Here is a 24,955-nt window from a genome sequence, read left to right as displayed (position 1 = left end):
TTTGCTGTTTCAATTAAAACCAAAGGGTTACTTACCCAATCTCAGCTTTCTTGAAACAACAATCTTCTGCCATAGACAGGAGCTTCCTCGGTAGTTGTTGAGAATGCCCGCTGTAAACGGATATAGGAGCCTTCTCTAAGTCCTGCTTCAACTAGGTTAGAATGGCCCCCTACCGTAAACCACAAGCCTTCCGGGAACTTTGCTTCCAATATATATTGAATCCCTTCACCCGAGGGTTCACGAAAAAGACGTAGCCCCAGCAGCTCATTCAACCGTTCAATGGAGCACTCATCGGGTACGTCGATATCAAACCAATCATCTTCATTTCGCCCGCTGATCACGGTGAGTATCATCTGGTTAACCTGCCTTTCCAAAAATGGTAATCCTTATGTTTATTCCATATGCAAAGTCCAATCACCTATTTCAATAGTTGCAAAAAATAGTTACATTATTGTAATAATATCATCCCAGGGTCAGTTCTGTCAATTTGTGTCATATTTCCTATTTCCTATTTTTCACGCGGCATTGTTAGTCCCGAGGGACTATTTATGTATTGATTATAGGTTAAATCCGGGTTTGTAGTCGGGAAAATATCGTCGTTCACAAAAATGTCACGCTCAGAAAAATGATGCTGATTAATTCTATGAATTTAAGGTTATTTTAAGATTGGCAATTTATAATGCAAATATCATGAAAAATCTTTCGTGAGGTGATTGATATGAAAACACTAATCATGTTCCAAAATAAGCCGGTTCCCGTATACTTTACAACGGATAGCAAGCAGCCGGTACAGAAGGTGCTAAAACTGCTAACCAGCGCGCTTGACCATAAAATTCAAACCGGTAAAAACGCGCTGCAAAAATGCCTCAATTCCCTGATCAGCATTGAAATCGAGGGATCCGAGGCAATTCTTCACAGCAAAAGCGAAAACGACTCTCTTGCGCTATCTCTCTTTTAAAGAGGGGTAGCCCTTTTTTTGTTTAACTTCATTATAACCCGTAATGGCGATCCTCGGCTATCTGCGCTCTCTGAATTCGGATTTGAAACAATTTCACGAGATTTCTCCGCGTTGTGATCTCCTGGCATCTGTCCAATTTTTTTAATATAAACCGATCGATGGACATACTGTTCATCCCTCCATTCTTCTTTTGGAAAAACGACCTAATGTTCTGATAACTTCTATTAACCGTGCCTTTTTAAGATTAAACGAGACTTTCTTTCGTTTAACAAAGCTTCTTATGATTCGACGTTATTCTGACGACAGCCCGTTTTATAATCAGTACCTTGCATTAATCAGTACTAAGTGATATCTTATTCATAGACCACTACTGAATATTAATTACTACCTCGTGTTTACAGCATGAACATGGACTTATGAAAGGAGGTATCATCTGCCGTATGAATGTCAGTATTCAATTCAAAAAAGGCGTGCTTGAACTCTGCGTGCTTGTGTTAATCCATCGCAAGGACCAGTATGGCTACGAGTTGGCTCAAGCGGTATCGAAGCATATTGAGGTAGCCGAAGGGGCGTTGTACCCTCTCCTTCGCCGACTTGTTAATGAAGGCTATTGTACGACGTACCTCCAGGAATCGACCGAGGGTCCGCCCCGTAAATATTATAAGCTGACGCCTAGCGGAGTGATTTATATGAGAGCCTTGGTAAAGGAATGGCAAGCTTTTGTGGGCAATGTGACCAATCTGATAGAGGAAGGAAATTTGTATGACTAAAAAACAGTTTATTTCAATTTTGGAATCGCGTCTTGCCGCGCTTCCTCCCGACGAACGGCGGGAATTCATTCATGATGTGGCGTCCCATTTTGTCATTGGCATGCAGAATGGACGAACCGAAGAGGAAATCGCCCGTGAATTGGGAGATCCTTTTGAAATGGCCAAGGAAGCGTTAGGCGACCGGTATGTGGATATGGATATGCCTGTTCCGGCAGCGATCCGAAGACCGTCTTCTTTTGGAAAATATGCGTTAGGAGTCGGTTTGTTCTTCTGTGCATTGGTGGCAGTCCCCTTCCTTGCAGCATTATGGTCCGGAGGGGTCGCCATTGCTCTGGGAGCCCTGGCAACCTTGCTGAGCCCAGTGCTCGTTCTGATTGACTATATCGTAAACGGAACGTTTTATCCGGCCAAATTATTCTTATCCATCTCTTTGATCGGAATCGGCATCTTCCTCGGATATGCCACACGCTCAGCCATGGTTGGATTGTTATCGTTAACCTTGAGGTACTCCAGATGGAATACGCGTTTGTTGAAGGGACGTGACGCACAGTGAACAGAAAATGGTTGTTCAGTTTAGCAATCGCACTTATATTGGTAGGAATCATCGGCATGGCCTTGAACAAGTTTAAATTCGGTGAAGAGCTTGTCAGCTATCAGAATCGATGGGATCTGCAGGATGCCGTAAATTTGAAAAAATTAACTATTGCCAGCAATATTAATATCAGCTTCGCGTTTGAGGACAGCGGCGATTCGAACGGATATATCGCGTTTGACGGCAAATTAAAACCGGAGCATGTCGATATTCTTAAAAACTTTAATCCATCAGGTCCTGAGGTGAAATTGGATCTGACTACACCTTCCACCTTCCAGTTGATGAGTGTGGACTTTCGTTCACCAAAAGGAAAACTGACCATTGTGCTTCCATCAAGCACAAAACTCGACGAACTCGATTTATCGACGCTCTCAGACAATATCCAGGTAAGCGGAGCTTCCTCCAAGATGATTGACATCTCCGTGAAGTCAGGCGACATTAACATGAGCGGAATACAAGCCGAGCAGTTAAGCGTTGAGAACATTTCAGGAAATATTCGCGGTTCTGACATCCGGGCATCCACCCAGATGGTCAATTATTCGGGAAATGTCGTGCTGAAAAATATGGAAGGTCCCGTCGACGTTGAGGTCACTTCCGGTAACGTAAACGTGGGATTGCTCGGCGTTTCATCGGTTAATATCCTGTGCAGATCCGGCAATGTGAAAGTGCAGCCTGACCCGTCCTTCCGGGGATTCTATGACCTTAAGACACTATCGGGAGACGTTTCTGCGCCGGAGTCACTGAAAGAAACAACCGATACCATCCAAGTGGAAACCTACTCCGGAAATATCGATATCGTACATTAAGACGTTGTTGACAAACGATCGAAATGAAATATACTATACTTTATAAAGTAAACTACACAACAAGGAGAGTTTTCATACATGTCTAATGTACTATTCATCAAAGCAAACAACAGAGCCATCGAACAATCGGTAAGCGTAAAAATGTACCATGCGTTTTTGGAATCCTTCAAAGCAAGTCATCCGGAAGACCAAATCACGGAGCTTGACCTTTTTGCAGAGAATCTTCCTTATTATGACAGCACAGCCATTAACGGTATGTTCAAAGCTGCTCAAGGATTGGAATCTACCCCCGAAGAGCAGGCAGTTGCTGCGAATGTAAGCAAATATCTTGACCAGTTTCTTGCTGCTGACAAAATCGTGCTCGCTTTCCCATTGTGGAACATGACCGTACCTGCCGTTCTTCATACCTATATCGACTACCTGAACCAAGCAGGCAAAACGTTCAAATATACGCCGCAAGGCGTTGTAGGTCTGGTGACAGGCAAAAAAGTCGTCATCCTGAATGCTCGTGGAGGTAACTATTCGGAGGGACCTATGGCCGCGGCTGAGATGGCAGTTAACTTCGTAATGGGTAATCTTCGTCAATGGGGCGTGCAAGATATCGAAACCCTCATCATCGAAGGCCACAACCAATTCCCTGACGAAGCGGAAATGATCGTTCAGAACGGTCTCGAGCTCGTTAAAAAGGCTGCTGCCGGTTTCTAATCGAACTTTTACCTATGAATACAACGGATAGTTAATACAAAAAGCCACCTTCCACTGCTCTCAGGCAGTAAAAGGTGGCTTTTGTGTAATCCCGTTTAAACCTTTTCCCATTGGGTCCATAACTCGCGCGGGTTACGTGTATAGATTTCATGATCACGGCTCATATATTGATGAATGATAAATTCCCGCCGAATGGTCGCATAATCCGAATGATAACGCTTGATAAACGCATTGATGTCCTTTTCCGGATATTCTTTCCCTGCTTCAAGCTGCTCTACCAGATACTCCAATATGACGAGTTTCTTTTTGTACTGGGCCGGAATGGAACGCAGCGTTCCGTCTTTCGTTATAAAATTCCGGAGAACGGATGCCTTATAGGCCTCATTTGCAATTGGTTCCATCATGGTGTTCTTCCTCCCTTCTAAATAAATTTCACGATTATCTAATTTAATATTTATCTAATTAGATGATAATCAAATTTGAAATGTTTGTCAATCCCGTCAAATCTGGATTTATCCTTTTATTTGCTGTAGGATTATTATGCAGATCGATAGCGTAAGGTTATTACATAAGGAGGTTCACCATGCTCGACGTCTTAATTATCGGCGCAGGCCCATGTGGTCTCTCAGCTGCCATTGAATGCCGCAACCGGGGCCTCAGCTGCGAGATCATTGATAAACACAATGTAGTTCATTCCATTTATCTCTATCCAACGCATATGCAGTTTTTCAGTACGGCTGAAATGCTTGAAATCGGAGAAGTTCCGTTCGCGATATCGAATGATAAACCGTTTCGGCACGAGGCGCTGGCTTATTATCGCAGAGTTGCCAGACACTTTAATCTGAAGATCTTCCCATACGAAGAAGCTCTCACCATAACCAAGCAGCCTGACGGCAGCTTTCAGGTAAAGACCCAGCGCCGCGGCGGTGTAGAGTCCATACGAGAAGCCAAACACGTAGTCATTGCTACGGGTTATTTTGATCATCCGAATTATATTGGCATTCCTGGAGAAGACTTGGAGAAAGTTACCCACTACTTCCGGGAAGCCCATCCGTATGCTGGAATGAAAACCGCGATCATTGGCGGCAGTAATTCCGCTGTGGATGCTGCCATGGAGCTCATCCGTGTCGGAGCCGAGGTCACGATGGTATATCGGGGTGAGGAAGTTTCACAGAACATCAAACCTTGGGTACGTCCTCTGTTCGATAGTATGGTGCAAAAGGGACATATCCAGCTTCACCTGAACTCGCGTGTCGTTCAAATCGCAGAGTCTTCCATTACCGTTCTTTCGAATCAAGGCCAGGAAACAATCATTGAAAATGATTTTGTACTGGCATTGACCGGATTCCGTCCTGATCGGAAACTGCTTGCTTCCTCCGGCGTTGAACTGGATGAAGACATGGAGAAGCCGCTCTATAATCCGGATACGATGGAGACCAATGTTTCTGGACTCTATGTCGCTGGTGTCATTGCATCCGGTCGTAATGCCAATGAGGTGTTTATTGAGTCAGGGAGACTACACGGTCGTTTGATTGCCGAACACTTGGTCTCGAACGCTTAACAAAAAAGGAGCGATCCCCCATGGACGTAACTTCACTCATCCTGCTGGCAATGGCGGGAATTGGCATTATCAGCAGCAATTCGGCCGTGACGATTGCGATGCTGGCATTGCTTCTCATCCGTGTAACCGGCTTTCAGCAAGCATTCCCATGGCTGGAGAAATACGGACTGACGGTCGGCATTATCATTCTCACCATAGGTGTCATGTCACCGCTGGCCAGCGGCAAAATGAGCCTGCAAACGATCGGCGAATCCTTCCTGAACTGGAAATCTCTTTTGGCCATCGCCGTCGGCATGCTTGTCGCTTATCTGGGCGGTCGTGGTGCCACGCTGATGGGAAGCAATCCCACCGTGGTTGCCGGTCTTCTTGTTGGCACGGTGCTTGGGGTCGCCCTATTTCGCGGCGTGCCCGTCGGGCCGCTCATCGCCGCCGGTCTGTTGTCCCTGCTCATCGGTAAATCGTGAGGAACAGGAACAGATGCAACCTTTTTTTATAAATAACATAAATAGAACAATAACCTCCCTGCCGGTTCGTGAACGCTTGGGGAGGTTTATTTGTTCTATTAACAAGCCTCGTATCGGACGGATCATTACCATATATAGTCTATTTTATGGTATGATAGCTATCGTGTTTTAGCGATTTTTCCGTAATCCCTTATGAAATATGATGTATCAGGAGGTAACACAATTGTCTTCAACGAATACCGAATCGGCGGCTGCTCCGCCTAGGCAGCTTCCCATGCTGCTCTTCAGGCAGCTGAGGCCGAAGCAATGGACCAAAAATCTGCTCATATTTGCAGCCCCCCTCTTCTCGTTTGAAGTGGTAAATCCCGGCGTGCTCTTCGACACCCTGATCGGTTTTTTCCTGTTGTCCTTCGTTTCCGGCTGCGTCTATATTGTGAACGATTATGCCGATCGCGAAGCGGATCGCAACCATCCGGTAAAGAAATACCGTCCCATGGCCTCGGGTGCGCTGCCGCCCAAGCTGGCTATTGCATTCGGCGTGCTGCTGCTAATCGCTTCGCTGGCCGTATCTTATTTCCTAAATCCGCTGTTTACCGTGTTATTGGTGCTCTATTTTGCCATGAACGTAGCCTACTCCTTCCGGCTGAAGCATGTTGTCATCATTGACATCATGATTATCGCGGCCGGGTTCGTGCTGCGAGCCATCGCGGGCGGACTGGTCATCCACGTCCCGTTCACGCCATGGTTCCTTCTCTGTACGATGCTGCTATCGCTCTTCCTGGCGATCGGCAAGAGACGACATGAGCTCCATCTGCTGCAGCATGACAAAGGCTCTCACCGCAAGGTGCTCGATCAATATTCGTTCGATCTGCTGGACCAGATGAGCAGCATTGTCACCACAGCAACCATCATCAGTTATTCACTGTTTACCTTTACGTCAGGCAGAACCGTTCACCTCATGTGGACCATACCGCTTGTCATATATGGGATGTTCCGCTATCTTTATCTGATTCATATCGAGAAAAAAGGCGGGGCTCCGGACCGGGTGCTCCTGGAGGACACACACATCCTGGTCACCGTGATCCTCTATGTCGTCAGCGTTATCGGGATTTTAGTATACTTTGAATAATACAGAATTAGTAATTGAGGGAAATGATATGAAACAGAAATTCGCAATCTTTGACATCGACAAAACGGTCATCCATACAGACTCCATGTTTCAGTTTTTAAAATATGGTATTCGAAAAAAACCGTCCACAGCACCCTTCATTCTGAAAGTCGTGCTGCATTCCGTGCTGTACAAGCTCCGTCTTCTGGAGGCTGAGAAGGCAAAGAGCGCTTATTTTCATGCGATGCGCCATATGGATGATGCCGACCTGAAACATTTTTACGAAACGGAATTAAAACCTGCCATCTTTCCGGCTGCGCTGAAGGAAATGCAGCGAAAAAAAAGCGAGGGTTATCATGTGCTGCTTGTAACGGCGTCCCCCGACGCTTACATGAGATACTTTGCAGAGCTTCCTTGCGTCGATACCGTGATCGCTACGAAACTTTCCGTACGGGAAGGACGCTTTACCTCGATGATTGAAGGAAACAATTGTAAGGGGGAGGAAAAAGTGAACCGGATTCAGCAGTACTTGAACGAGCGGCAACTGAGCATTGATTATGCAGCTTCCTGCGCTTACTCCGATTCCTTGTCCGACCTCCCTATGTTCGGGCTCGTCAAATACAAATATTTGATCAATCAGAAATCTGCTCAGGGATGCGAGGGATTAACATGGAACAGATAAAAGCGCAGAGCGCCCCGCGCCACCTGGGCAAGCTGTTCATGGTTCTATCGGCTTTTTTGACGGCTACCGGCCAGCTGTTCTGGAAATGGGGCCACGCCAACTTGATATACATGGGAATCGGTTTTATCTGCTACGGCCTCGGGGCCATTCTCATGATCAAATCGTTTTCATTGGAGAAGCTGTCCGTTGCCTATCCTCTGATGTGTATCAGCTATATTGTGGCTCTGTTTTATGGTGATTTTTTTCTGGATGAACCATTAACCCTGCAAAAACTGGCAGCCGTAGCCCTGCTTGGAATCGGGGTGACATTAACTTCCTATGAAAAATGACGGGTTCCTATACTTGCTTCTGCTCCTGATGACCTTACTCGGCTCACTGGGCAGCGTATTCTTCAAAGGATATACCGCAAACAAACAAATCAAGCTGCTGCTGATCGGTTTTCTTAGTTACGGATTGGGAGCCTTGTTAAACATATACCTTCTAGGAGAGCTTCCTTATACGCTGGTTATGCCGGCGAATGCACTTACGTTCCTGTGGGCGTTACTGTTTGCCAAACTGGTATTCAAGGAAACCATCGGGATCCGAAAAATCGCTGGCGTCGCTTTTATTATTTCCGGATTGCTCCTGCTGATCTGGTAAGCGAATGCCGCTTGGCCTATTTTCAGTACATATAATAGCAAGATGGGGGAACGAAAAACATGACTTTTTTCAGTTATTTATTTCGACATAAAAAAGATAATTACACGGCGATCGGCCTAAGCGTCTGTCTGGCCCTATGGTATGTGTTCATGAACCTTCCGTTCGTAGCCTACATCAAGGATCATGCAGCCGAGTTGATGCCTCATAGCCCATTCTATGGTGCGCCCTTTACGCTGAATCTGTTCAACTTCGATCCTTCAATGGAATATGGACCGGAAAACATCTCAATTATCCATCCGTTCATTAATTTCCTGACCAGTCCGTTAACAACGATGATCGGGAGCTCCAACCTCCCTTATCTTCTGATTCAATCGGTCCTGAACGCTTTTAGCGCAGCGCTGGTCTATTACATCGTCCGAAGAAGCGGAGCCAGCTGGTTGTTGTCTCTCGTCACGGCGGCTTTCTTCGGTATCAGCTCTTATTCGCTGTTCACGGCATTCATACCGGATTCCTACGCTTATGCGCAGTTTATGATCATCCTATCAGCCGCTTATTTGCACTATGGCCGGCTTACGAATCGATTTGCCGTCATGCCGAATGCCTCCCTGGCCCTGATTAATTTCGGCATCACGTCTACGAATGTGGCTACGTTCGCAGGAGCACTGCTGATCAGCCAGTTCGATAGAAAACAAAAGGACACGTTTAAACGGTTTATCATGACTATGCTGGTTTTCCTGGGGATGGCGGTGATCGTAACTCTGCTTCAACACTTGCTGTTCTCAGGTAAATCGTGGATCGCCAACGTGTTTTCAAGCGTGCAGAACGGTGCGCTCAGCTATGTTTCTCCTTTTTCATTCGAGCACCATTCCCGAGTCTTCTACATGCTATTTGTAAGTCCCATCCTATCGCCTGAGCTTGCCATGATTGATCCGGGGATCGCTGCATTCGTGACGAATTTGGCCAAGCCGTATCCGATTCATGTCCATATCGTCGGTATCGGGATGCTTATCCTTGCGGTTCTATCCTTCATTAAGGGTATCCGCTCCCGCGATACCTGGGCATTTGGCATCTATATTCTGTTCGCTATTCTGCTGCACATCATCGTTGGGTTTGGTTTGGCTACGTATGCTTACGATCTGTACTTGTACGCAGGACATTATCTGTTTGCCCTGTTTGTGCTTGCAGCACTGTTTATTGCCAAAACAAAGAACCTCCGGATTCAACAAGCTCTGACCGGCATCATGGTACTGTTCCTGCTGATCACCTTGGTGAACAATATCGTATTACACGGGCAGACGCTGGACTATATTCAGACGACTTATGACACGGTGTTCAAGAATATCGAGAAATAAGCCTTTAAACACATCAAAAGACCCGTCCCCTGAAGCATGGCCGAACACCATGCCTTAGAAGGACGGGTCTTTCGTTAATCAATGAAATAAGAGAATATTAATTCTCCAAATGCTGCACGTTGTATAGTCTGGCATAACTTCCATCCAGATTCATCAGCTCGCCGTGCGTGCCTTGCTCTGTAATTCTGCCATTCTCCAGCACAACGATTTGATCAGCATGCGTAATGGTAGAAAGGCGATGGGCCACGATCAATGTGGTGCGATTGTTGGACAAGGACTGCAGCGCCTGCTGTATCAGATGCTCGGACTCCAGGTCCAGCGCCGAAGTCGCCTCATCCAGCACCAGAATGTCCGGATCCTTGAGGAAGACTCTGGCGATGGCAAGTCTCTGCTTCTGCCCGCCCGAGAGCTTGACGCCCCGTTCCCCCACTTCGGTCTCATAGCCTTGCGGCAACTGGGTGATGAAATCATGCGCATTGGCGGCTTTCGCAGCGGCGACGATTCTCTGCTCATCCGCTTCCGGATTGCCAAACAATATATTTTCACGAACAGATCCGCTAAACAGGAAGTTGTCCTGCAGGACCATCCCCACCGATCCGCGCAGGCTGTCCAGCGTCAAATCCCTGACATCGTGACCGTTAATCTTCACCGCGCCCTGCTGTACATCGTAGAATCTCGGAATCAATCCAATCAGGGATGATTTGCCGCCGCCGCTCATGCCGACGAAGGCAACCGTCTGCCCGTGCTTGATGGTCAGGTTAATATCTTGCAGCACCCAGCCTGCGGCATCATTGTACTTGAAGCTTACGCGGTCAAACTCGATCTGTCCTGCTGTCTTGAGCGTTTTGGCACCCGGACGGTCCACGATGTCATATGGCTCGTCCATGAGCTCCTTGACCCGTTCCAGCGAAGCTGAAGCCTGTGTCAGCACCGTTGACGAGTTGATCAAGCGGCGAAGGGGCGCATACAGCCTGTCAAGATAACCAAAGAAGGCAACAAATGTACCTAATGTCAGATCTCCCTGAATCACCCGATATCCTCCATAACCGATAACCAGAATAGGCGCAATATCGGTGAGTGTGTTGATAATGGAGAAGGTGAGCGCATTCCAGCGGGTCTGCGCCATCGCTTTTTTCAGAAAATTGCCGTTGATGCCTTCGAATTTCTTCTGGTCGTACCGCTCCAGAGTAAAACTTCGGATGACCGAGATCCCTTGAATCCGCTCATGTAGGTACGCTTGGATGCCGGCGAGAGCCTGCGACCGGTCCTTAGTCAAGCGCTTAAGCCGCTTATACAGCAAATTCACCGCTAACCCGTAGAGAGGAAGAATCGAGATGGCAACCAGCGTCAGAACGGGATTCATGAAGAACATGACGATTAATACAAACACCAATGTAAACATATCCAGCCAGATGTTCATCATACCGACTTCTACCAGGTTCTTGGATTGTTCCACATCATTGATAAAGCGCGATATCGCCTCGCCTACTTTGGTATTCTGATAGTAACGAAGGGATAACCGCTGCAGATGGGCATACAGTCGATTACGCATATCGAATAAAATACGACTGGTAATGAACTGGGCAAAATACTGCCGCAAATATTCCACCGGACCACGTACAACGACAAACAGCACCAGGGTCCCGGCGAGAATCCACATCAGATCCTGGATTTTCTGTTCAATGGTCATCTGCTGGTTGATTAGCAGATCATCCACGACATATTTCATGATCATGGGCAGTAACAACGGGATTGCAAATTTGATCATGCCGATAATAAGGGTCAGGATGATCCACTTCATATATGGCTTAACGAACGGATAATAGATTTTCCATGATTTCAAAGGTGATAACAGCCCCTTTCTGAAGTAACATCCACGTGGTTGACAGGCGAAGAGCAGTTGACATTTATGCGCTTCAATGCTTTATTAGTTCTAAACTTATGAATTGTATCATGTCTTGCAGGAGGATTTAGTCATGACCAGAATTTTCGTGACGGAGGCCGTCATGCTGGCCATTTACGGTCAGCTGTTAGTACCACCTAAACCCGTCGAGTACATCATTCCGTACACTACCATTTTGGAATTATATGAGCTTCATACCACCGAGGAACATCTCATGAATAGCAGTGCTGATGACCAGCACGTCAAGATAAAGATTGGCGAATTGATTTCCTATTTTGAAGAACCACTGAACAAAAAGAAAATCGAGCGCGCCCTGCAGGTGCCTTGGTCCAAGAGCCCCACCATTCCCGTTAGTGAAACTACCCGGGTCTCGGTCATGAATACCATGGACACCGCACCCTATGGGGAATCCTTCGATCCTGTGGAAACCGAGCTGCTGCTGGCATCCCAAAGAGCCGCGGCTCCCATACTGACCGATCAATACGAATTGATTCAGCGTATCGTCGAAAGCGCTCTTCCCGTTCAGGTCTATGATATCGACGATTTTGATTTTGCATTAGAGGTCCCGCTGTCCGGGCAGCCATAAATCGCATGGCAAAAGGAGTCCCTCCCCCGGTTTGAATGGGGCAGGGACTCCTCATGTTGACCGAAAAAAATTCCCCGTGCGGGGAATTTAAGGCGTACAAACTGCCACCACTAAACGAGCCTCAGCTGTTCTTTTTTATCTTGTCCAGCAAGCGGACCGTGATCTCATCCATAACGGGCAATGCTTGAAAATCAAAATATTTAAGAGATACTTCCGTATTAGGGGACAAATGAATGGCACTGTGCAGGCCGGTTGCCGCATACACACCTATCACATAATACACTTCATCTCCACCTATTTGCTTCTTCATATACTCCGGACCCGACACAAGGTCCAAGAGTCGCATATCATCCGCTGTCTGGCCGCTCTCCTCCCACAGCTCTCTGGACGCTGTGTCTTCAAGAGCTTCGCCGGGCTTCAGGTTTCCGAGTGGAAGTCCCCACTCGTCCTTGTTCTGCCGCTTCAGGAGCAGTATCTCTCCGTTATCGTTCAGCACAAGCACCGCCGCTTTCACACGGACCACCGAGCGTTTGCCGATGTATTGGCGAATATCGCGGTGATATACGCTCATCTTGGGAACCTCCTTTCCCTAGATGGCGCTGCAGTCTCACATCAGGTTAATTCACTGCGCCCTCTTCTTCATAAATATACGAAATGTCATCCAAGGATTCCTCATACTTCACGCGTAGCGTATATCCCTCCAAATACCACAAATCCTGTTCTTCCATAAAAAATGTTACCTCTTCGGAATGCTCCGTCAGTCCCGCTTCTCTTGGTTCTTCTACCGAAATACCGAGCGAAAATCCGGGATGGAGACCGCCGCCTGAGCTATATCGTGGAAAGAAGCGAACGAACGTGCCTGACTGAAGATCAAGTTCCTTCTTGTACCAACGTGCCGCCTGGTCGCTGACTTGAATTTGCATGTGTCGTACACCCTCCTTAGACGTCATATTATGTTGACCCCTATCTTTTTGCAGACCGGAGATCTTAGGGACGGTATCTTATAAATAGTTGCAATATTATCATAACGCATACGCACGTTAGGATACAAATCATTTTGATAATAAAATAGTGACATAAGGTTCTACCCTACCTTCACTATCGAAGTTCTTGCTATGATCCTGAAAAATAAGTTTGACACATTCCAGTTCATGGTGATAAAATTCAGTCCATACGAGATCGATTTGAATAAATTGTAAATTTACGAAGAAAGGGTGAGTGACATGTTTAAACTGTTTGCGATGGATCAAGATCATCTGGATCATCATTTCCTACAATTAAATATGGATCGACTCCCCAATGGTGCTGTCTCATCATCATCAAGCCTCGTTCATTCGTTGCCAGAATGATCAGAACGAAGCAGCTAACCGTTGCGCGGAAGTCATGATCGCCGTGCGAATGATAAGTTCAAAATTAATGAAGCATATCGTCCGTCGTCGGATGATGTGCTTTTTTTGGTTTTTAGGATGATATGATGCCGGAACGACCTACGAAAGGAAGGGATAATGTGTTTGCCGTACTTAAAAATTTAGGCTGGTTTTTCAAGCAAGAGAAAAAGCGTTACTTGATCGGCCTTGCGCTTCTCATCTTTTGCGGACTGGTTGAGCTGCTGCCGCCGCTTCTGCTCGGAAACGCCATTGACGATATCGTCAGCAGTTCCATAACGTGGGCGTCCCTCGTCCAATATCTGCTCATGATTCTCGGCATCGTTGCTGTCGTTTATTGTGCCACTTACATATGGATGCACCGTTTGTTCGGAGGAGCAAACCTCGTGGAACGCCTGCTCCGTACCCGGTACATGAACCATTTGCTGCGGATGCTTCCGCCGTTTTTCGAGCGTAACCGTACAGGAGATCTCATGGCAAAAGCCACGAATGACCTTCGCTCCGTGGCAGCAACTGCTGGCTTCGGGATGCTCGTCATGACCGACTCCACCATATACTTGATTGTCGTTCTGTTCGCCATGGGCTTCATTGTCAGCTGGAAGCTTACATTGGCAGCCATTCTGCCCATGCCGATCATAGCCATTGGTATGGTCATCTACGGAAGAGCCATCCATAAACGCTACACGTTGGCGCAGGATGCCTTCGGTGACATGAACGACCAGGTTCTGGAGTCCGTAGCTGGTGTGCGCGTCGTTCGCGCTTATGTGCAGGAACGCGCCGATCAGCAGCGCTTCCAGGACATTACGGATGATGTATATCGAAAAAACCTGGCGGTAGCCAAAGTGGACGCCTTATTCGAACCAACCATCAATTTCTCCATCGGTCTCAGTTACGTCATCGGTTTAGCCTACGGTGTGTATCTGGTGTTCCAGAATCAAATCACGCTCGGAGATCTCGTATCGTTCAACATGTACCTCGGGATGATGATTTGGCCGATGTTTGCCATCGGGGAATTGATCAACATTATGCAGCGCGGAAACGCATCCCTGGATCGGGTCAACGAAACTTTAAAGACCCCGCCAGATGTTACCGACGCCGCGAACCCTGCAGATGTGGAGGTTCCGGATACGATTCAATTTAAAGATGTCACGTTCCGTTACCCAACCTCTACAATTGATAATTTGAAACATATTAATTTTACGCTGCAAAAAGGCCAGACGCTCGGCGTCGTAGGACGCACGGGCAGCGGCAAATCGACGCTGCTGAAGCAGCTTCTCCATGAGTACCCTACCGGAACCGGCGAAATCCTCATTTCCGATATACCAATGGAGATGCTGGCGACTGACCGGCTCCATGGCTGGATCGGGTATGTGCCGCAGGAGCAGATTTTGTTCTCCAAGACGGTGCGTCAGAACATCCAATTCGGCAAAAAGGATGCCAGCGACGAATTGATCATGGAGGCCATTACGACCGCTGCGTTTGACCGCGATCTGGTCACCCTGTCCGATGGGCTTGATACCCTTGTAGGCGAAAAAGGCGTGGCGTTGTCCGGTGGGCAAAAACAAAGGGTCTCACTGGCCCGAGCTTTTATCGGCGACCCTGAAATCTTAATATTGGACGACTCCTTGTCCGCTGTAGACGCCCGGACGGAAGCCAGAATCATCGATAATATCCGGAGCAAACGCGCCGGCAAGACGACCCTGATCTCCACGCATCGACTCTCAGCCGTTCAGCATGCCGATATCATCGTGGTGCTGGAGGACGGTCGAATCACGGAGCAAGGAACCCATGATGAACTGCTGGAGCTCGGTGGCTGGTACCGTGAGCAATTCGAACGCCAGCAGGTAGAAAACAATCTGACCTCGGAGGAGGTGTCTTAATTGACTCCAACCGATACGACCATATCGAATGAATCCGGCATTGCCAAACGACTGTTCCGTTATGCCTTAACAGCCAAGGGCACCTTCATCGCCGCCTTGATTCTGCTGGCCATCGGCGTTGCCGCAGAGCTTGCAGGTCCCTTCATCGCAAAAACGATGATTGACGAGCATATCCTGGGCATCGAACGGCCTTATTATGAGACGACGCAGGCTCAAGATGCCGCATCCTATAACGGGACTTATTATAAACGCGAGGATCGCTTTATTGAAGGCGAGACGCGAGGACAGGAAGTACGTCTCGTTCAGGCTGGCCGCAGCTTTTACTTCATTAACGAGCCGGTAGCCCGAACCGAAGGAAACCGCTCCTTTCAGGACGGTGTCATGACAATTTCCTACGCCTCGAAGGAGATGCAGTATCCGGCTGTTAAATTGACCAAGGAACAGCTGTTTGAATTTTATAAACCCGAACTTCCCAACATATATAAGCTGGTCGGCCTGTTCCTGATCTGCCTGTTGATCTCCATGATTACGGTATTCGGCAGAACCTACTGGCTGCAATCGGCAGCTAATCGGGTCATTCAGAAGCTGCGCACCGATGTGTACGCCCACATTCAGCGGCTGCCCGTCAATTTCTTTGATGATTTACCGGCGGGCAAAGTCGTTTCCCGGGTAACCAATGATACCGAAGCGGTAAAGGACCTGTTCGTTGCGGTATTATCCAACTTCAGCTCCGGCGCCGTGTATATCACGGGTGTCTACGTCGCATTGTTCCTTCTGGATGTACGACTGGGCTTGATCAGTTTGTTTGTTATTCCGATGTTGATTGTATGGACCATTCTGTACCGTAAATTTGCAACCAAATACAATACCGTCATCCGCTCCCGTCTGAGCGAGATCAATGCCATCATTAATGAATCCATTCAAGGTATGGCCATCATTCGTGTATTCCGCCGCCAAAAAGCGACCCAGGACGAGTTCGAGGCGCTGAATGCGGATTATATGGCTCATCAGAACAAAATGCTCAATCTGAACTCCTTCACCACGCACAATCTGGTGAATGTTCTGCGTAACGTTTCCTTTGTAGTCGTACTCTGGTATTTCGGTTCTGCTTCATTAAATGGTGCCGGCATCGTCTCGATCGGCGTCCTCTACGCCTTCGTTGATCTGCTTGGCCGCATGTTCCAGCCGATAACGGGCATGGTTAACCAGCTGGCAGCGCTCGATACCTCCATCGTCTCCGCCAAACGGGTGTTTGAGCTGATGGATGAAACAGGCGAGAAAGTAACGGATGGCAGCATGCCGCGGTATTTAGGAAATGTAGAATTTCAGAACGTGTCGTTTGCGTACAAGAAGGACTATGTCCTTAAGAACATTTCTTTTGAAGCGAAGCAAGGCCAAACCGTGGCGCTTGTAGGTCATACCGGCTCCGGCAAAAGCTCCATCATTAATCTGCTGTTCCGCTTCTATGACCCGCAGAAAGGCACGATTACCATTGATGGCCAGCCCGTTACCGATATTCCAAAGCAATGGCTCCGCAAGCATATGGGGATTGTACTGCAAGACCCGTACCTGTTCACAGGCACCATTGCTTCGAATGTCAGCCTGGGTGATCCGAGCATTACACGGGAACAAGTGGAGCAGGCGCTGCGCGACGTAGGGGCTGATCGGCTGCTCGCTCATCTTCCGCAAGGCTTCGATGAGCCAGTACTGGAGAAAGGCAGCACGCTCTCCGCCGGACAACGACAGTTAATCTCTTTTGCCCGGGCTCTTGCGTTCAATCCGGCCATACTGATTCTCGATGAAGCCACCGCTAACATTGATACGGAGACGGAAGCCTTAATCCAGGAAGCCCTGGAGGTTCTGAAGCGAGGGCGCACGACCTTTATCATCGCCCACCGCTTATCCACGATCCGTAGCGCCGATCAGATTCTGGTCCTTCACCGCGGCGAAATTGTGGAACAGGGTTCCCATGACGAGCTGATGGCCCTGGGCGGAAGATACTTTAAAATGTATCAACTCCAGCAAGGCAGCACGGCTCCGATTGCAGAGAGTAAGGAGACGGTACTTGCCTCCAACAGTAAAATGGCTGGTGGTCATGTATAAACCAAGTTAGAAGAGTTTTTTCTTGCGAAATCAGGAAGACCCAGGCTTCGAAGTTTATACCTACAGATATCAATAAAAGAAGGCTGTCCCCTGTCGAATGTTACATTCGCTTGGGAACAGCCTTCTTTATTGCATTGTATGCTGGCGGTACATTACAAGAATTACTTTGCCGGATGATCAAGAGTAGCTTCTGCTTTGACCGTGATTTTGGTGTACTTGGAAGGCACGAGCACGTCATCTGAAGATTTGGAGATGACTTGCGGGTACATTTTGTCCGGATCGGGTTGAAGAACTTTGTAGTAGATCACGGCTTCGGTATCGCTAACATAGTCGACCGACGTAATTTTAATGCCATACCCCGGATTCGGTAGGTCTTCCTTGGTTACCGTGACTTTATTCTGCGCATCATCCACCTTAACGACGCTTGTACTTACATCCGGTTCAGATTGTCCCGGCTTCTCGGGTATCATGTTCTTCTGATGCTCCTCAATAAATTGAATGGAATTGTACGCAAGCTCTGCCGCTTCAATACGGGTTAAACTCTTGACGGGATGGAACTTGGCGTTAGCGTCGAGCTCGGCGATCTTGGTTAACAGCAGGAACTGCACCGCTCCCCGGCTCTCCTCTTTCATCAAATCCTCGTCGGCCACATGCAGATACATCATGACCACGGGATAATTCCCGGTCTTCTGAATCGCTTCCGAGAGCAATGTCGCGAACCCTTCTCGGGTTATCGGTTCATTCCATTTCATGTCTGCGGATACGGACAATCCGTTCTGAGCCGCTATATTCACAGCATCCGCGAACCAGGCATCCTTCGGCACACTGTCAAACGAACGGCCCGTATAGTTCGGTTGTACCTTCAGGTCGGCGACATTCACAATCATCTGCACCGCTTGGGCGGTCGTTATTGTTTTGGCCGGAGCGAATTTATCGGCACTAATCCCTTGGATAATTCCTAGCGAATCAGGAAGCAGCTCGGCATCGAATCTTGAATTCAGCCGGGCCTTCCGGTGCTCACGTACCCAAAACGTACGCTCCGCTCCTGACGTCCCTAGCTTCATCCAACCTTCTCGGTGCTGAAAATCGACCTTTTTGAACACGCACTTACACGCTTTTTTCGCTGTCCAGGCCAAGCTTCACATACATTTCGCGAGAATAGCCCTGCAGCTTTTGCTCTAACGCTTGAGCCTGGTCCTTAAATGCGGTCAGTTCCCGAATCATTCGGGAACGGCCAGCCGGACTGAACGTCTCATGAATCCGTTCTTTGAAATAATCATGAACGATGTAGTTACGCTGCTTCCAGACTTCTTTTAATTGAAGTGTTTCTTCTTCGGAGAATGGAAAGTAATGCTGGATCTCGTGTACCAGTTGGCCCAGAGAGCTGCTTAATTTCCGATGATATAGTTGGGTGAAATCTTCTTCTGAAGGCACATTCCCTTGGGAAAGCTTGATCAGCATCAACAGATTCGCGAGCTGCTGCTCAAGCGCCTGTGAATAATACACCGCTAATCCGAAATAGGCAAACAGCTCTTTGGAGTGGTCACTATCCATCAGTCGAGATTGTTTCATGGTATCCTCCTCTAGTATTGGCTGTCTTTACCGTTTCTATTTGTGTATATCCCTATGGTAAAGGAAGATTCCTCCTACTTCAACCTACTTTTCGGATTATGGTTGCCGCATCCTTACGACAGGCCGTCCATAGATAAACCGCCAGCAAAATAAAGCTGTATATGAACGTGTACGCAATCGTCATGAATAACACGAACTGGGAACGCTCGTCAGCATGAATGAACATATCAATCATAACAGAGACAGGTGGCAGAACATAAGGAATCAATCTCAAAACAGCAAGATCATCCTGAACGATAGATTGCCCGGCTAAGGAAATAACGATAACGATTAACAGCCATCCTGCCGCTCTTCCCTGATTCTCCATAAAACCAAACTGAAAAAATACGGACAGAGAAATCCCAAGCAAGGACAATGCCACATGTCCCAGATAACCCAATGCAAACTGGGATAATGTAATCGGCTTATCAAACATTCCAAATACGATTGGATAAAGGACGGCAATTAAACTGAACAGGATAGATAGAAGCGTTACGGTTACATATTGGGCGGCATAATATCGTATGGCCTTCCCGCTGTGAACGATCAGGAGCATCGTTTGACGCCCTTGATCATGATTGAGAAAGTTCAAACCTAGCCAAGCTGAGCCAACAAACAGAAATGCAGCCGTTACGGCATAACTGTCCATGATCGGATTGGGCCGGTAGGAGTATATAAACACCACCGATATCAACATGAAGGCAATCGGAGCGAAATATCGATAGGATCTCGTGTAACTAACAAGCATGTAACGAATCAATGACCACATTATGCTCCCTCCCCTTCATTTGATTGACCAGAGGTTGGGTTCACTTGATTTGCCATCTCTCCGCTCCAGGGTTCCAGCCGTATCAGCGAACCACCTGACTGTAAAATATCCAGCAGCATATTATCCGCGACTTGCCGCGACACGACCATCGATGCAGGGTTACCTCTCGAAATCCAATAGTGAAACCCTGAATGGCGTTCCAGTTCCAGCATTTTGTCCTGAGAAACACGCGTGAATTCCAGCTTCATCCGTCCCATCTCCGAACCGGCTTCCAGCGTTCCGTCCCGTTCGATCCGCCCCTGGCGGAGCTGCGTTACCCGGTCGGCCAGCGAAGCAATAAGCAGCGGCTCGTGAACGGACATCACAATGGCTGTCCCTTGTCTTTTGATTTCACTTAGAATGCCAATCATCTCCATTTGAGAAGCCTCGTCCAGTCCCGACAGAGGCTCATCCAGAACCAATAGATCGGGCTGACGAAGCAGGGCCTGCATGATATTGACTTTTTGCAGCATCCCCTTGGAGCATAGGGTCATCTTCATGTCCTGCAGCTGAAACACATTCAGCATCGCACCAATTCGGTTCTCGGCTTCTTGCTTGTTCATCCCCTGAATGGCGGCCATATGGCGCAAGTATTCAGAAGGACGAAATCGAAGCGCAGGGAATCGCTCCGGAACATATCCGACGCGAAGGGAGGTTTCATACTCGACCCGGGACCCTCCCGATGGATTAGCAAGTCCGGCTATTACATGCAGTAGGGTGCTCTTTCCAGCGCCGTTGCTTCCTGTAATAGCAACACACTCGGCTCGGGAAATGCACCAAGTAATGTTATGTAAGATTGCAAATTTACCGAAACGCTTGTGTACTCCGTTCAATTCCAGCAACTCTTGCAAACATTTCAACTCCTGTTCACTTAATCTGGTGTTGTATGTATTGTAGAGCTATTTTACCTGAAAGCACAACACTTCAAGCTCTGTGAACAAAGGTACCGTTATCTCACATGACATGAATATCCAGCGATTATTCCAGCCACGAGGCCATTATCAAAAAGCATCGTAGGTCACGGGCAGGAAGATAAAATAAGCAAAGGCGGCCTAATGGCCGCCTTGTTAATCATTCTTTCTTAACGTTTACCTTGGTCATAACCCTTTTCTGATTAACCCAATCCATTTACGCTGTCATCATCGCGCCCGTTGACCTGCCACTTCAAACGATTCAATCTCTCCTGATCCGGCGCCTGCGTTTAGCGCAGCGCCTATGGCCTCTTCGGCATGACCTTTGGCTCACATGAGTCACATTGCTTTAACCGCTAATTATTTTGCTTATTCTCCAGATCTTCGATATTCTTATCGCCTTCATTCTTGTAATCGTCATAAACCTGGTTTCCATTTTTAGTGACTTCGTCATATAAACGTCTCCCTGTATCACGAGCATAATTCCATGCGAAATTCTTACGATTAGTAACCTGCATCCAGATCTCACCGTGAGGGATATCATTTCCGTATTTAGTTTCTAGAACCCGAAGGGCTGCTAGCAGATTATCATATTCTTTGTTCGCTAGAATTTGCATATCCATTTCTGTAGTATTGATAGCTCCCTGCTTCCGTATGACTTGTGTATTTGCCTCTCCTTCTCCTTTTATTTGCCACGTCTTCCACTCGCCGAGTAATTTGATATACGCTTTATTGAGATAATTTTTTAGTGATTCGTCATTATTTACAGAAGTGAACTCTCCACCTCCAGATGAAGCAACTTGTCGAAGCAATTTCTGTCCTTCGTTATCCACATCAAAGCCAATAATATTTACAACGGTCTTCACTTTGGATTGGTTGAGTTCTTTGGCAATCTGTACTGGATTACCTCCACATGTTTCAATTCCATCACTAACCACATATACGACCGAATCGGTTGTCTCGGGATTAATATCTTGTTTTACAGATTCCAGAGCATTTGCAATGGGTGTCCATCCAGCTGGTTTTACGCCTTGTAGTGCCGTTTTCATTTGATTTGCCTGGTCACCTTGGCCATGAAATATTTCTTCTGTACTGTTACATGATACTTGTTTATCTTTCTGACTTCCTGTTCCTTTATGTCCATATACCCGCAAAGATACTTCTGCATTTTCAGGTAATTTATCTGCGAAGATCTGTATAGCTTCTTTGGCAGAGTCCATTTTTGATTTGCCATTGATCTGCGCTTTCATGCTGCCACTGGCATCAAGTAGGATCGAAATGTGTAATTTCCTACTTGCGGGTAATGTGATGTTTCCATTAGGTCGGTCAATATCCACTTTAACTTCTGTGTCATATTCTTTGAAAGTGGTTATATAAGAGCGATAATCTTCAGCCAATAGAAGGAGAAGTTCTTCAGTATATTGATCAGCAGTCAAGTCATTCGGTAATTGATCCACAGCTTCCTTAACTTTCTGTACATCATAATTGGAACCGGCAAAACGTCCTGGTGGTTTCATTAATGTTTCTTCATCGGTCAAGGAAGTCTGAGGTTCACTTTGATTAGAGTCCGGTGGACTCTGAATTTCTGAGCTGGGTTCATTTTGATCTGAACCTGATGGGGTCTGAATGTTTGAAGGGTTCTTTTCTGGTTCAATACTTTGCGTAGAATCCGATGAGTCAGGAATTTTTAAAGCATTCTTATCTGTTTCATTACTGCAACCTGCAAGGAATAAGATTAACATCATAAAAATGAAGATAGATCTTCGAAACATCAACTCACCTCTAATTAATAATCTTCTGATACATAAACAAATACCGCTTACGGTCAGCGGACATGATGAACGTCTCCCCTTTAAGCTCGTGCAGCTGTATTTAAGGGAAATTTGGAACCTGCCCTCTCGTATTCGGACTTCCCTCCTTAATCTAAGTGTTGTTATAAGGACCCGGATCTCCTGTGTCTTTCCAAAATCATACACTACAATCAAGTAATTAACACCTAATAATGGTTAATCAAATAAATATTAGACTTTCTTCCCATAACCATGGGACCATGAAGAGACCCACCAGCACATACCGTGATCCTTCGTAAATAAATGCCGGATAGCCCGGTACAGTCCGCAATGCCTAGACTTGGGTAAGGATGAATATACTTCGGCAGCAAAATTAGATTAAAAAAGCAAAAACAGCCCGTTTATCGTTGGATAAACGGGCTGTTTTTGCTCCCCTGCTAAACTCACGGATTTGCCTTGCCAAAATCAATACTAGAGCATAGCCAAGAACATTCAGGAATTTATTAAACCTTATTTAATATTAATGAAGGTGAAGAAGTCCTTTTCCCTCTAATCGCTCATTTCATTCAGATATTTTTCAAACACAATCGTCCCTGCACCAATGATGCCCGCATGTTCTCCAAGCTCTGAGGGCTGCAGCACCATTTGATTATGGAAGCTGGACGAGCTTCTGTTAAAGGATGTTTCATTAACATGATTGTAGAAATCCGGGTAACGATTAGCCAGTACTCCGCCAAGGATGATGGTTTCCGGTGTAAGCAGATTTATCATATTGGCCAGGGATATACCGACATAACATGCCGATTCATGCAGGATATTGGCAGCTAGTGGATCTCCAGCCAGCCCGGCATGGATTACATCGACTACATCCAGATTCTGATTCTCACCATTTAAATAAGAACAAAGAGAACTTTCAGTCCCACGTCCTATCTCCTCACACACTCTACGGACGATGGCAATCCCCGACGCCATTGCTTCAAGGCAGCCGTCATTACCGCAAGTGCAGCGCGGACCGTTGATATCTATCGTACAATGCCCAATCTCACCGGCTCCTAAGGGGAAACCCTGATATATTTTCTGGTTGATGATCAGGCCGCTCCCAATCCCGATATCCGCATCCACGTACACCAGATTGTTGAAATGGCGACCGTTTCCATACCATAGCTCACCGAGTGCCATTACGTTAGCGTCCTTCTCTACATGGGTTGGGAGCTCCGTATTCTCCTCGATTAGTTCCTTTAAACGTACTTGATGCAGACCGGGTAAGTTGGGCGGAGACAGAATTTTGCCTTGAAACGGATCAAGCGGTCCGGGAGCCCCTACGCCGATGCCGATAATTTCGGACTCCAAGCCTGACTTGTCCAGTACAGCTTGTATCGTGGATATAATAATATTCACTACACTGCCGCGATTGGCGCTATCTTCAAAGGAGCAATGTTTCGTGAACAACATGTCTCCCTGCAAATTAATGACCGCTGCCCGCACGGAGGCTGCGCTAATATGAACGCCGACCGAATACTTATCGGCGGGATTCAACGAGATGAGCTTGGGCTTCCTGCCGCGGCTGGAGTCATCATATAACCCGGCTTCAATGATCAATCGCTCCTTCATCAGCTCTTCCACCAGATTGTTAACCGCCGTAAACGTCAAGTCCATCTTGGCTGCGATTTCCGCTTTCGTTAAACTGCCATAATCGCGAAGCAGCCCGATAATGCCGATACGATTCATATTTCGGACATACCGATTGTTTTTTCCAACTGAATTATTCATGTTACAACCTCATTCTTTACCATTCATTGTACTTACCTTCCTCGCACATCTATCATAGGGGAAAATACGAAGTTAGTAAAATTCCTCCAGTTGATCTCGTGGAGAAAAGTCAGTTCACCGAACCTGAAGACACCCAACTTACAACTAAAAAACCTAATTTCCCGCTTCGGAAATCAGGCTTTGTTATATCGTACTACGATAGTTAACTTACATGTGCTTAAGCATTTCGCGGCATGCGTCGGCACATTTCCGGCACGCGTCGGCACATTGTTTGCAGTGCTCGTGATCATGCTTCCCGCATTCTTCCGCACAAGCCAGGCATGCCTTGATGCATAGTTCGCAAATTTCCTTAACGTAAGGACTTTTCCGTGACATGGCTTGAGCCGCAAACGCGCATATATCGGCACACTCTCTGTCGAGCGTTATACAATCGCGAAGCATGGCCAGTTCGTATTCTTTCAGACAGGATACATAGCATACATTGCAAGCGTTCATACATTGGAGACATGCTTCAATACATTCTTTATATTTGAGTTCATTTAACATTGGGTAGATCCTCCTTGTAGTTATT

The 24,955-nt window shown here is 47.1% G+C and carries 27 protein-coding genes; 15 read left to right on the top strand and 12 right to left on the bottom strand.

Annotation, left to right across the window (positions count from 1 at the left end; translation table 11 throughout):
• Positions 1–41 precede the first annotated feature (41 nt).
• Positions 42–353, bottom strand: coding sequence for a hypothetical protein (locus AB4124_RS20915; RefSeq protein WP_076322205.1), 312 nt, complete (start codon positions 351–353; stop codon positions 42–44).
• A gap of 365 nt (positions 354–718) precedes the next feature.
• On the opposite strand from AB4124_RS20915, the gene AB4124_RS20910 reads away from it, so the two are divergent.
• From AB4124_RS20910 to AB4124_RS20890, 5 genes are all read left to right on the top strand, one after another.
• The gene (locus tag AB4124_RS20910; protein ID WP_098746871.1) at positions 719–958 is read left to right on the top strand and encodes a hypothetical protein; all 240 of its coding nucleotides are present in this window, start codon (positions 719–721) and stop codon (positions 956–958) included.
• Between the two features lie 440 nt (positions 959–1,398).
• Positions 1,399–1,728, top strand: a complete 330-nt coding sequence (locus tag AB4124_RS20905) for a PadR family transcriptional regulator (RefSeq protein ID WP_441974044.1) — start codon at positions 1,399–1,401, stop codon at positions 1,726–1,728.
• A complete protein-coding gene (locus tag AB4124_RS20900) occupies positions 1,721–2,281 on the top strand; it encodes a DUF1700 domain-containing protein (protein ID WP_076322117.1) in 561 nt (186 codons plus the stop codon). Before AB4124_RS20905 ends, AB4124_RS20900 begins: the two co-directional genes overlap by 8 nt.
• The gene (locus AB4124_RS20895) at positions 2,278–3,126 is read left to right on the top strand and encodes a DUF4097 family beta strand repeat-containing protein (RefSeq protein ID WP_441974043.1); all 849 of its coding nucleotides are present in this window, start codon (positions 2,278–2,280) and stop codon (positions 3,124–3,126) included. The genes AB4124_RS20900 and AB4124_RS20895 overlap by 4 nt, the downstream gene beginning before the upstream one ends.
• A gap of 78 nt (positions 3,127–3,204) precedes the next feature.
• Complete coding sequence (locus tag AB4124_RS20890; protein WP_441974042.1) at positions 3,205–3,831, top strand: FMN-dependent NADH-azoreductase; 627 nt, start codon at positions 3,205–3,207, stop codon at positions 3,829–3,831.
• A gap of 95 nt (positions 3,832–3,926) precedes the next feature.
• Here AB4124_RS20890 and AB4124_RS20885 read toward each other — a convergent pair whose 3' ends face one another.
• Positions 3,927–4,235, bottom strand: a complete 309-nt coding sequence (locus AB4124_RS20885; protein ID WP_441974041.1) for a DUF2087 domain-containing protein — start codon at positions 4,233–4,235, stop codon at positions 3,927–3,929.
• Positions 4,236–4,414: 179 nt separating this feature from the next.
• Here AB4124_RS20885 and AB4124_RS20880 point away from each other — a divergent pair, with 179 nt between their 5' ends.
• From AB4124_RS20880 to AB4124_RS20850, 7 genes are all read left to right on the top strand, one after another.
• Positions 4,415–5,392, top strand: coding sequence for a YpdA family putative bacillithiol disulfide reductase (locus tag AB4124_RS20880; RefSeq protein ID WP_430104982.1), 978 nt, complete (start codon positions 4,415–4,417; stop codon positions 5,390–5,392).
• 20 nt (positions 5,393–5,412) lie between these two features.
• Entirely contained in the window at positions 5,413–5,856 is a 444-nt protein-coding gene (locus AB4124_RS20875) for a DUF441 domain-containing protein (protein WP_076322120.1), read from the top strand.
• Between the two features lie 223 nt (positions 5,857–6,079).
• Positions 6,080–6,985, top strand: coding sequence for a decaprenyl-phosphate phosphoribosyltransferase (locus AB4124_RS20870; protein ID WP_441974040.1), 906 nt, complete (start codon positions 6,080–6,082; stop codon positions 6,983–6,985).
• Positions 6,986–7,013: 28 nt separating this feature from the next.
• Entirely contained in the window at positions 7,014–7,646 is a 633-nt protein-coding gene (locus AB4124_RS20865) for an HAD family hydrolase (RefSeq protein WP_339266133.1), read from the top strand.
• Positions 7,634–7,975: an EamA family transporter gene (locus tag AB4124_RS20860; RefSeq protein WP_076322123.1), complete on the top strand. Its 342-nt coding sequence runs from the start codon at positions 7,634–7,636 to the stop codon at positions 7,973–7,975. Before AB4124_RS20865 ends, AB4124_RS20860 begins: the two co-directional genes overlap by 13 nt.
• On the top strand, positions 7,965–8,285 hold the full coding sequence (locus tag AB4124_RS20855) for an EamA family transporter (RefSeq protein WP_076322124.1): 321 nt from the start codon (positions 7,965–7,967) through the stop codon (positions 8,283–8,285). Before AB4124_RS20860 ends, AB4124_RS20855 begins: the two co-directional genes overlap by 11 nt.
• Before the next feature lie 59 nt (positions 8,286–8,344).
• On the top strand, positions 8,345–9,637 hold the full coding sequence (locus tag AB4124_RS20850; RefSeq protein ID WP_339290785.1) for a DUF6080 domain-containing protein: 1,293 nt from the start codon (positions 8,345–8,347) through the stop codon (positions 9,635–9,637).
• A gap of 97 nt (positions 9,638–9,734) precedes the next feature.
• On the opposite strand, the gene AB4124_RS20845 is transcribed toward AB4124_RS20850, so the two are convergent.
• Positions 9,735–11,480, bottom strand: a complete 1,746-nt coding sequence (locus AB4124_RS20845; protein WP_441974039.1) for an ABC transporter ATP-binding protein — start codon at positions 11,478–11,480, stop codon at positions 9,735–9,737.
• Positions 11,481–11,613: 133 nt separating this feature from the next.
• On the opposite strand from AB4124_RS20845, the gene AB4124_RS20840 reads away from it, so the two are divergent.
• The gene (locus AB4124_RS20840; protein WP_098746891.1) at positions 11,614–12,126 is read left to right on the top strand and encodes an ADP-heptose synthase; all 513 of its coding nucleotides are present in this window, start codon (positions 11,614–11,616) and stop codon (positions 12,124–12,126) included.
• Between the two features lie 121 nt (positions 12,127–12,247).
• Here the strand turns inward: AB4124_RS20840 and AB4124_RS20835 are convergent, their stop codons facing one another.
• Positions 12,248–12,697 carry an NUDIX domain-containing protein gene (locus tag AB4124_RS20835; protein ID WP_076322128.1) on the bottom strand — a complete coding sequence of 150 codons (450 nt, stop codon included), beginning with the start codon at positions 12,695–12,697 and terminating at the stop codon, positions 12,248–12,250.
• Positions 12,698–12,743: 46 nt separating this feature from the next.
• The gene (locus tag AB4124_RS20830; RefSeq protein WP_076322129.1) at positions 12,744–13,049 is read right to left on the bottom strand and encodes a HesB/YadR/YfhF family protein; all 306 of its coding nucleotides are present in this window, start codon (positions 13,047–13,049) and stop codon (positions 12,744–12,746) included.
• A 584-nt stretch (positions 13,050–13,633) separates the two neighbouring features.
• Between AB4124_RS20830 and AB4124_RS20825 the strand changes: the two genes are divergently transcribed.
• Together AB4124_RS20825 and AB4124_RS20820 are read left to right on the top strand one after the other, a co-directional pair.
• Positions 13,634–15,391, top strand: coding sequence for an ABC transporter ATP-binding protein (locus tag AB4124_RS20825; protein ID WP_430106721.1), 1,758 nt, complete (start codon positions 13,634–13,636; stop codon positions 15,389–15,391).
• The gene (locus AB4124_RS20820; RefSeq protein ID WP_441974038.1) at positions 15,392–17,494 is read left to right on the top strand and encodes an ABC transporter ATP-binding protein; all 2,103 of its coding nucleotides are present in this window, start codon (positions 15,392–15,394) and stop codon (positions 17,492–17,494) included.
• A gap of 161 nt (positions 17,495–17,655) precedes the next feature.
• Here AB4124_RS20820 and AB4124_RS20815 read toward each other — a convergent pair whose 3' ends face one another.
• The 7 genes from AB4124_RS20815 to AB4124_RS20785 all read right to left on the bottom strand — a co-directional run bounded on the left by AB4124_RS20815 (position 17,656) and on the right by AB4124_RS20785 (position 24,930).
• Entirely contained in the window at positions 17,656–18,558 is a 903-nt protein-coding gene (locus tag AB4124_RS20815; RefSeq protein ID WP_441974037.1) for a protease complex subunit PrcB family protein, read from the bottom strand.
• Positions 18,559–18,601: 43 nt separating this feature from the next.
• On the bottom strand, positions 18,602–19,066 hold the full coding sequence (locus AB4124_RS20810; RefSeq protein ID WP_076324908.1) for a hypothetical protein: 465 nt from the start codon (positions 19,064–19,066) through the stop codon (positions 18,602–18,604).
• Between the two features lie 79 nt (positions 19,067–19,145).
• Positions 19,146–19,874 carry a hypothetical protein gene (locus tag AB4124_RS20805; protein ID WP_441974036.1) on the bottom strand — a complete coding sequence of 243 codons (729 nt, stop codon included), beginning with the start codon at positions 19,872–19,874 and terminating at the stop codon, positions 19,146–19,148.
• Entirely contained in the window at positions 19,874–20,764 is an 891-nt protein-coding gene (locus AB4124_RS20800) for an ABC transporter ATP-binding protein (protein ID WP_441974035.1), read from the bottom strand. The genes AB4124_RS20805 and AB4124_RS20800 overlap by 1 nt, the downstream gene beginning before the upstream one ends.
• 416 nt (positions 20,765–21,180) lie before the next feature.
• Entirely contained in the window at positions 21,181–22,596 is a 1,416-nt protein-coding gene (locus AB4124_RS20795; RefSeq protein WP_441974034.1) for a vWA domain-containing protein, read from the bottom strand.
• A 567-nt stretch (positions 22,597–23,163) separates the two neighbouring features.
• On the bottom strand, positions 23,164–24,384 hold the full coding sequence (locus AB4124_RS20790) for an ROK family protein (RefSeq protein ID WP_441974033.1): 1,221 nt from the start codon (positions 24,382–24,384) through the stop codon (positions 23,164–23,166).
• A 207-nt stretch (positions 24,385–24,591) separates the two neighbouring features.
• Positions 24,592–24,930 (bottom strand): four-helix bundle copper-binding protein, encoded by a 339-nt coding sequence (locus AB4124_RS20785; protein ID WP_076324913.1) that lies wholly within the window; start codon positions 24,928–24,930, stop codon positions 24,592–24,594.
• Positions 24,931–24,955: the final 25 nt, after the last annotated feature.

This window comes from Paenibacillus sp. 2KB_20 (genome assembly GCF_052115765.1).
Classification (GTDB): domain Bacteria; phylum Bacillota; class Bacilli; order Paenibacillales; family Paenibacillaceae; genus Paenibacillus_AQ.
This window is presented reverse-complemented; position numbering and strand designations above follow the sequence as displayed.

Coding starts and splice junctions, on each gene's coding strand:
- AB4124_RS20860 (WP_076322123.1), top strand. CDS start 7,634: ATGGAACAGATAAAAGCGCAGAGCGCCCCGCGCCACCTGGGCAAGCTG.
- AB4124_RS20875 (WP_076322120.1), top strand. CDS start 5,413: ATGGACGTAACTTCACTCATCCTGCTGGCAATGGCGGGAATTGGCATT.
- AB4124_RS20855 (WP_076322124.1), top strand. CDS start 7,965: ATGAAAAATGACGGGTTCCTATACTTGCTTCTGCTCCTGATGACCTTA.
- AB4124_RS20885 (WP_441974041.1), bottom strand. CDS start 4,235: ATGATGGAACCAATTGCAAATGAGGCCTATAAGGCATCCGTTCTCCGG.
- AB4124_RS20835 (WP_076322128.1), bottom strand. CDS start 12,697: ATGAGCGTATATCACCGCGATATTCGCCAATACATCGGCAAACGCTCG.
- AB4124_RS20805 (WP_441974036.1), bottom strand. CDS start 19,874: ATGTGGTCATTGATTCGTTACATGCTTGTTAGTTACACGAGATCCTAT.
- AB4124_RS20890 (WP_441974042.1), top strand. CDS start 3,205: ATGTCTAATGTACTATTCATCAAAGCAAACAACAGAGCCATCGAACAA.
- AB4124_RS20810 (WP_076324908.1), bottom strand. CDS start 19,066: ATGAAACAATCTCGACTGATGGATAGTGACCACTCCAAAGAGCTGTTT.
- AB4124_RS20795 (WP_441974034.1), bottom strand. CDS start 22,596: ATGTTTCGAAGATCTATCTTCATTTTTATGATGTTAATCTTATTCCTT.
- AB4124_RS20865 (WP_339266133.1), top strand. CDS start 7,014: ATGAAACAGAAATTCGCAATCTTTGACATCGACAAAACGGTCATCCAT.
- AB4124_RS20850 (WP_339290785.1), top strand. CDS start 8,345: ATGACTTTTTTCAGTTATTTATTTCGACATAAAAAAGATAATTACACG.
- AB4124_RS20785 (WP_076324913.1), bottom strand. CDS start 24,930: ATGTTAAATGAACTCAAATATAAAGAATGTATTGAAGCATGTCTCCAA.
- AB4124_RS20880 (WP_430104982.1), top strand. CDS start 4,415: ATGCTCGACGTCTTAATTATCGGCGCAGGCCCATGTGGTCTCTCAGCT.
- AB4124_RS20910 (WP_098746871.1), top strand. CDS start 719: ATGAAAACACTAATCATGTTCCAAAATAAGCCGGTTCCCGTATACTTT.
- AB4124_RS20900 (WP_076322117.1), top strand. CDS start 1,721: ATGACTAAAAAACAGTTTATTTCAATTTTGGAATCGCGTCTTGCCGCG.
- AB4124_RS20915 (WP_076322205.1), bottom strand. CDS start 353: ATGATACTCACCGTGATCAGCGGGCGAAATGAAGATGATTGGTTTGAT.
- AB4124_RS20830 (WP_076322129.1), bottom strand. CDS start 13,049: ATGCAAATTCAAGTCAGCGACCAGGCGGCACGTTGGTACAAGAAGGAA.
- AB4124_RS20905 (WP_441974044.1), top strand. CDS start 1,399: ATGAATGTCAGTATTCAATTCAAAAAAGGCGTGCTTGAACTCTGCGTG.
- AB4124_RS20840 (WP_098746891.1), top strand. CDS start 11,614: ATGACCAGAATTTTCGTGACGGAGGCCGTCATGCTGGCCATTTACGGT.
- AB4124_RS20790 (WP_441974033.1), bottom strand. CDS start 24,384: ATGAATAATTCAGTTGGAAAAAACAATCGGTATGTCCGAAATATGAAT.
- AB4124_RS20815 (WP_441974037.1), bottom strand. CDS start 18,558: ATGAAGCTAGGGACGTCAGGAGCGGAGCGTACGTTTTGGGTACGTGAG.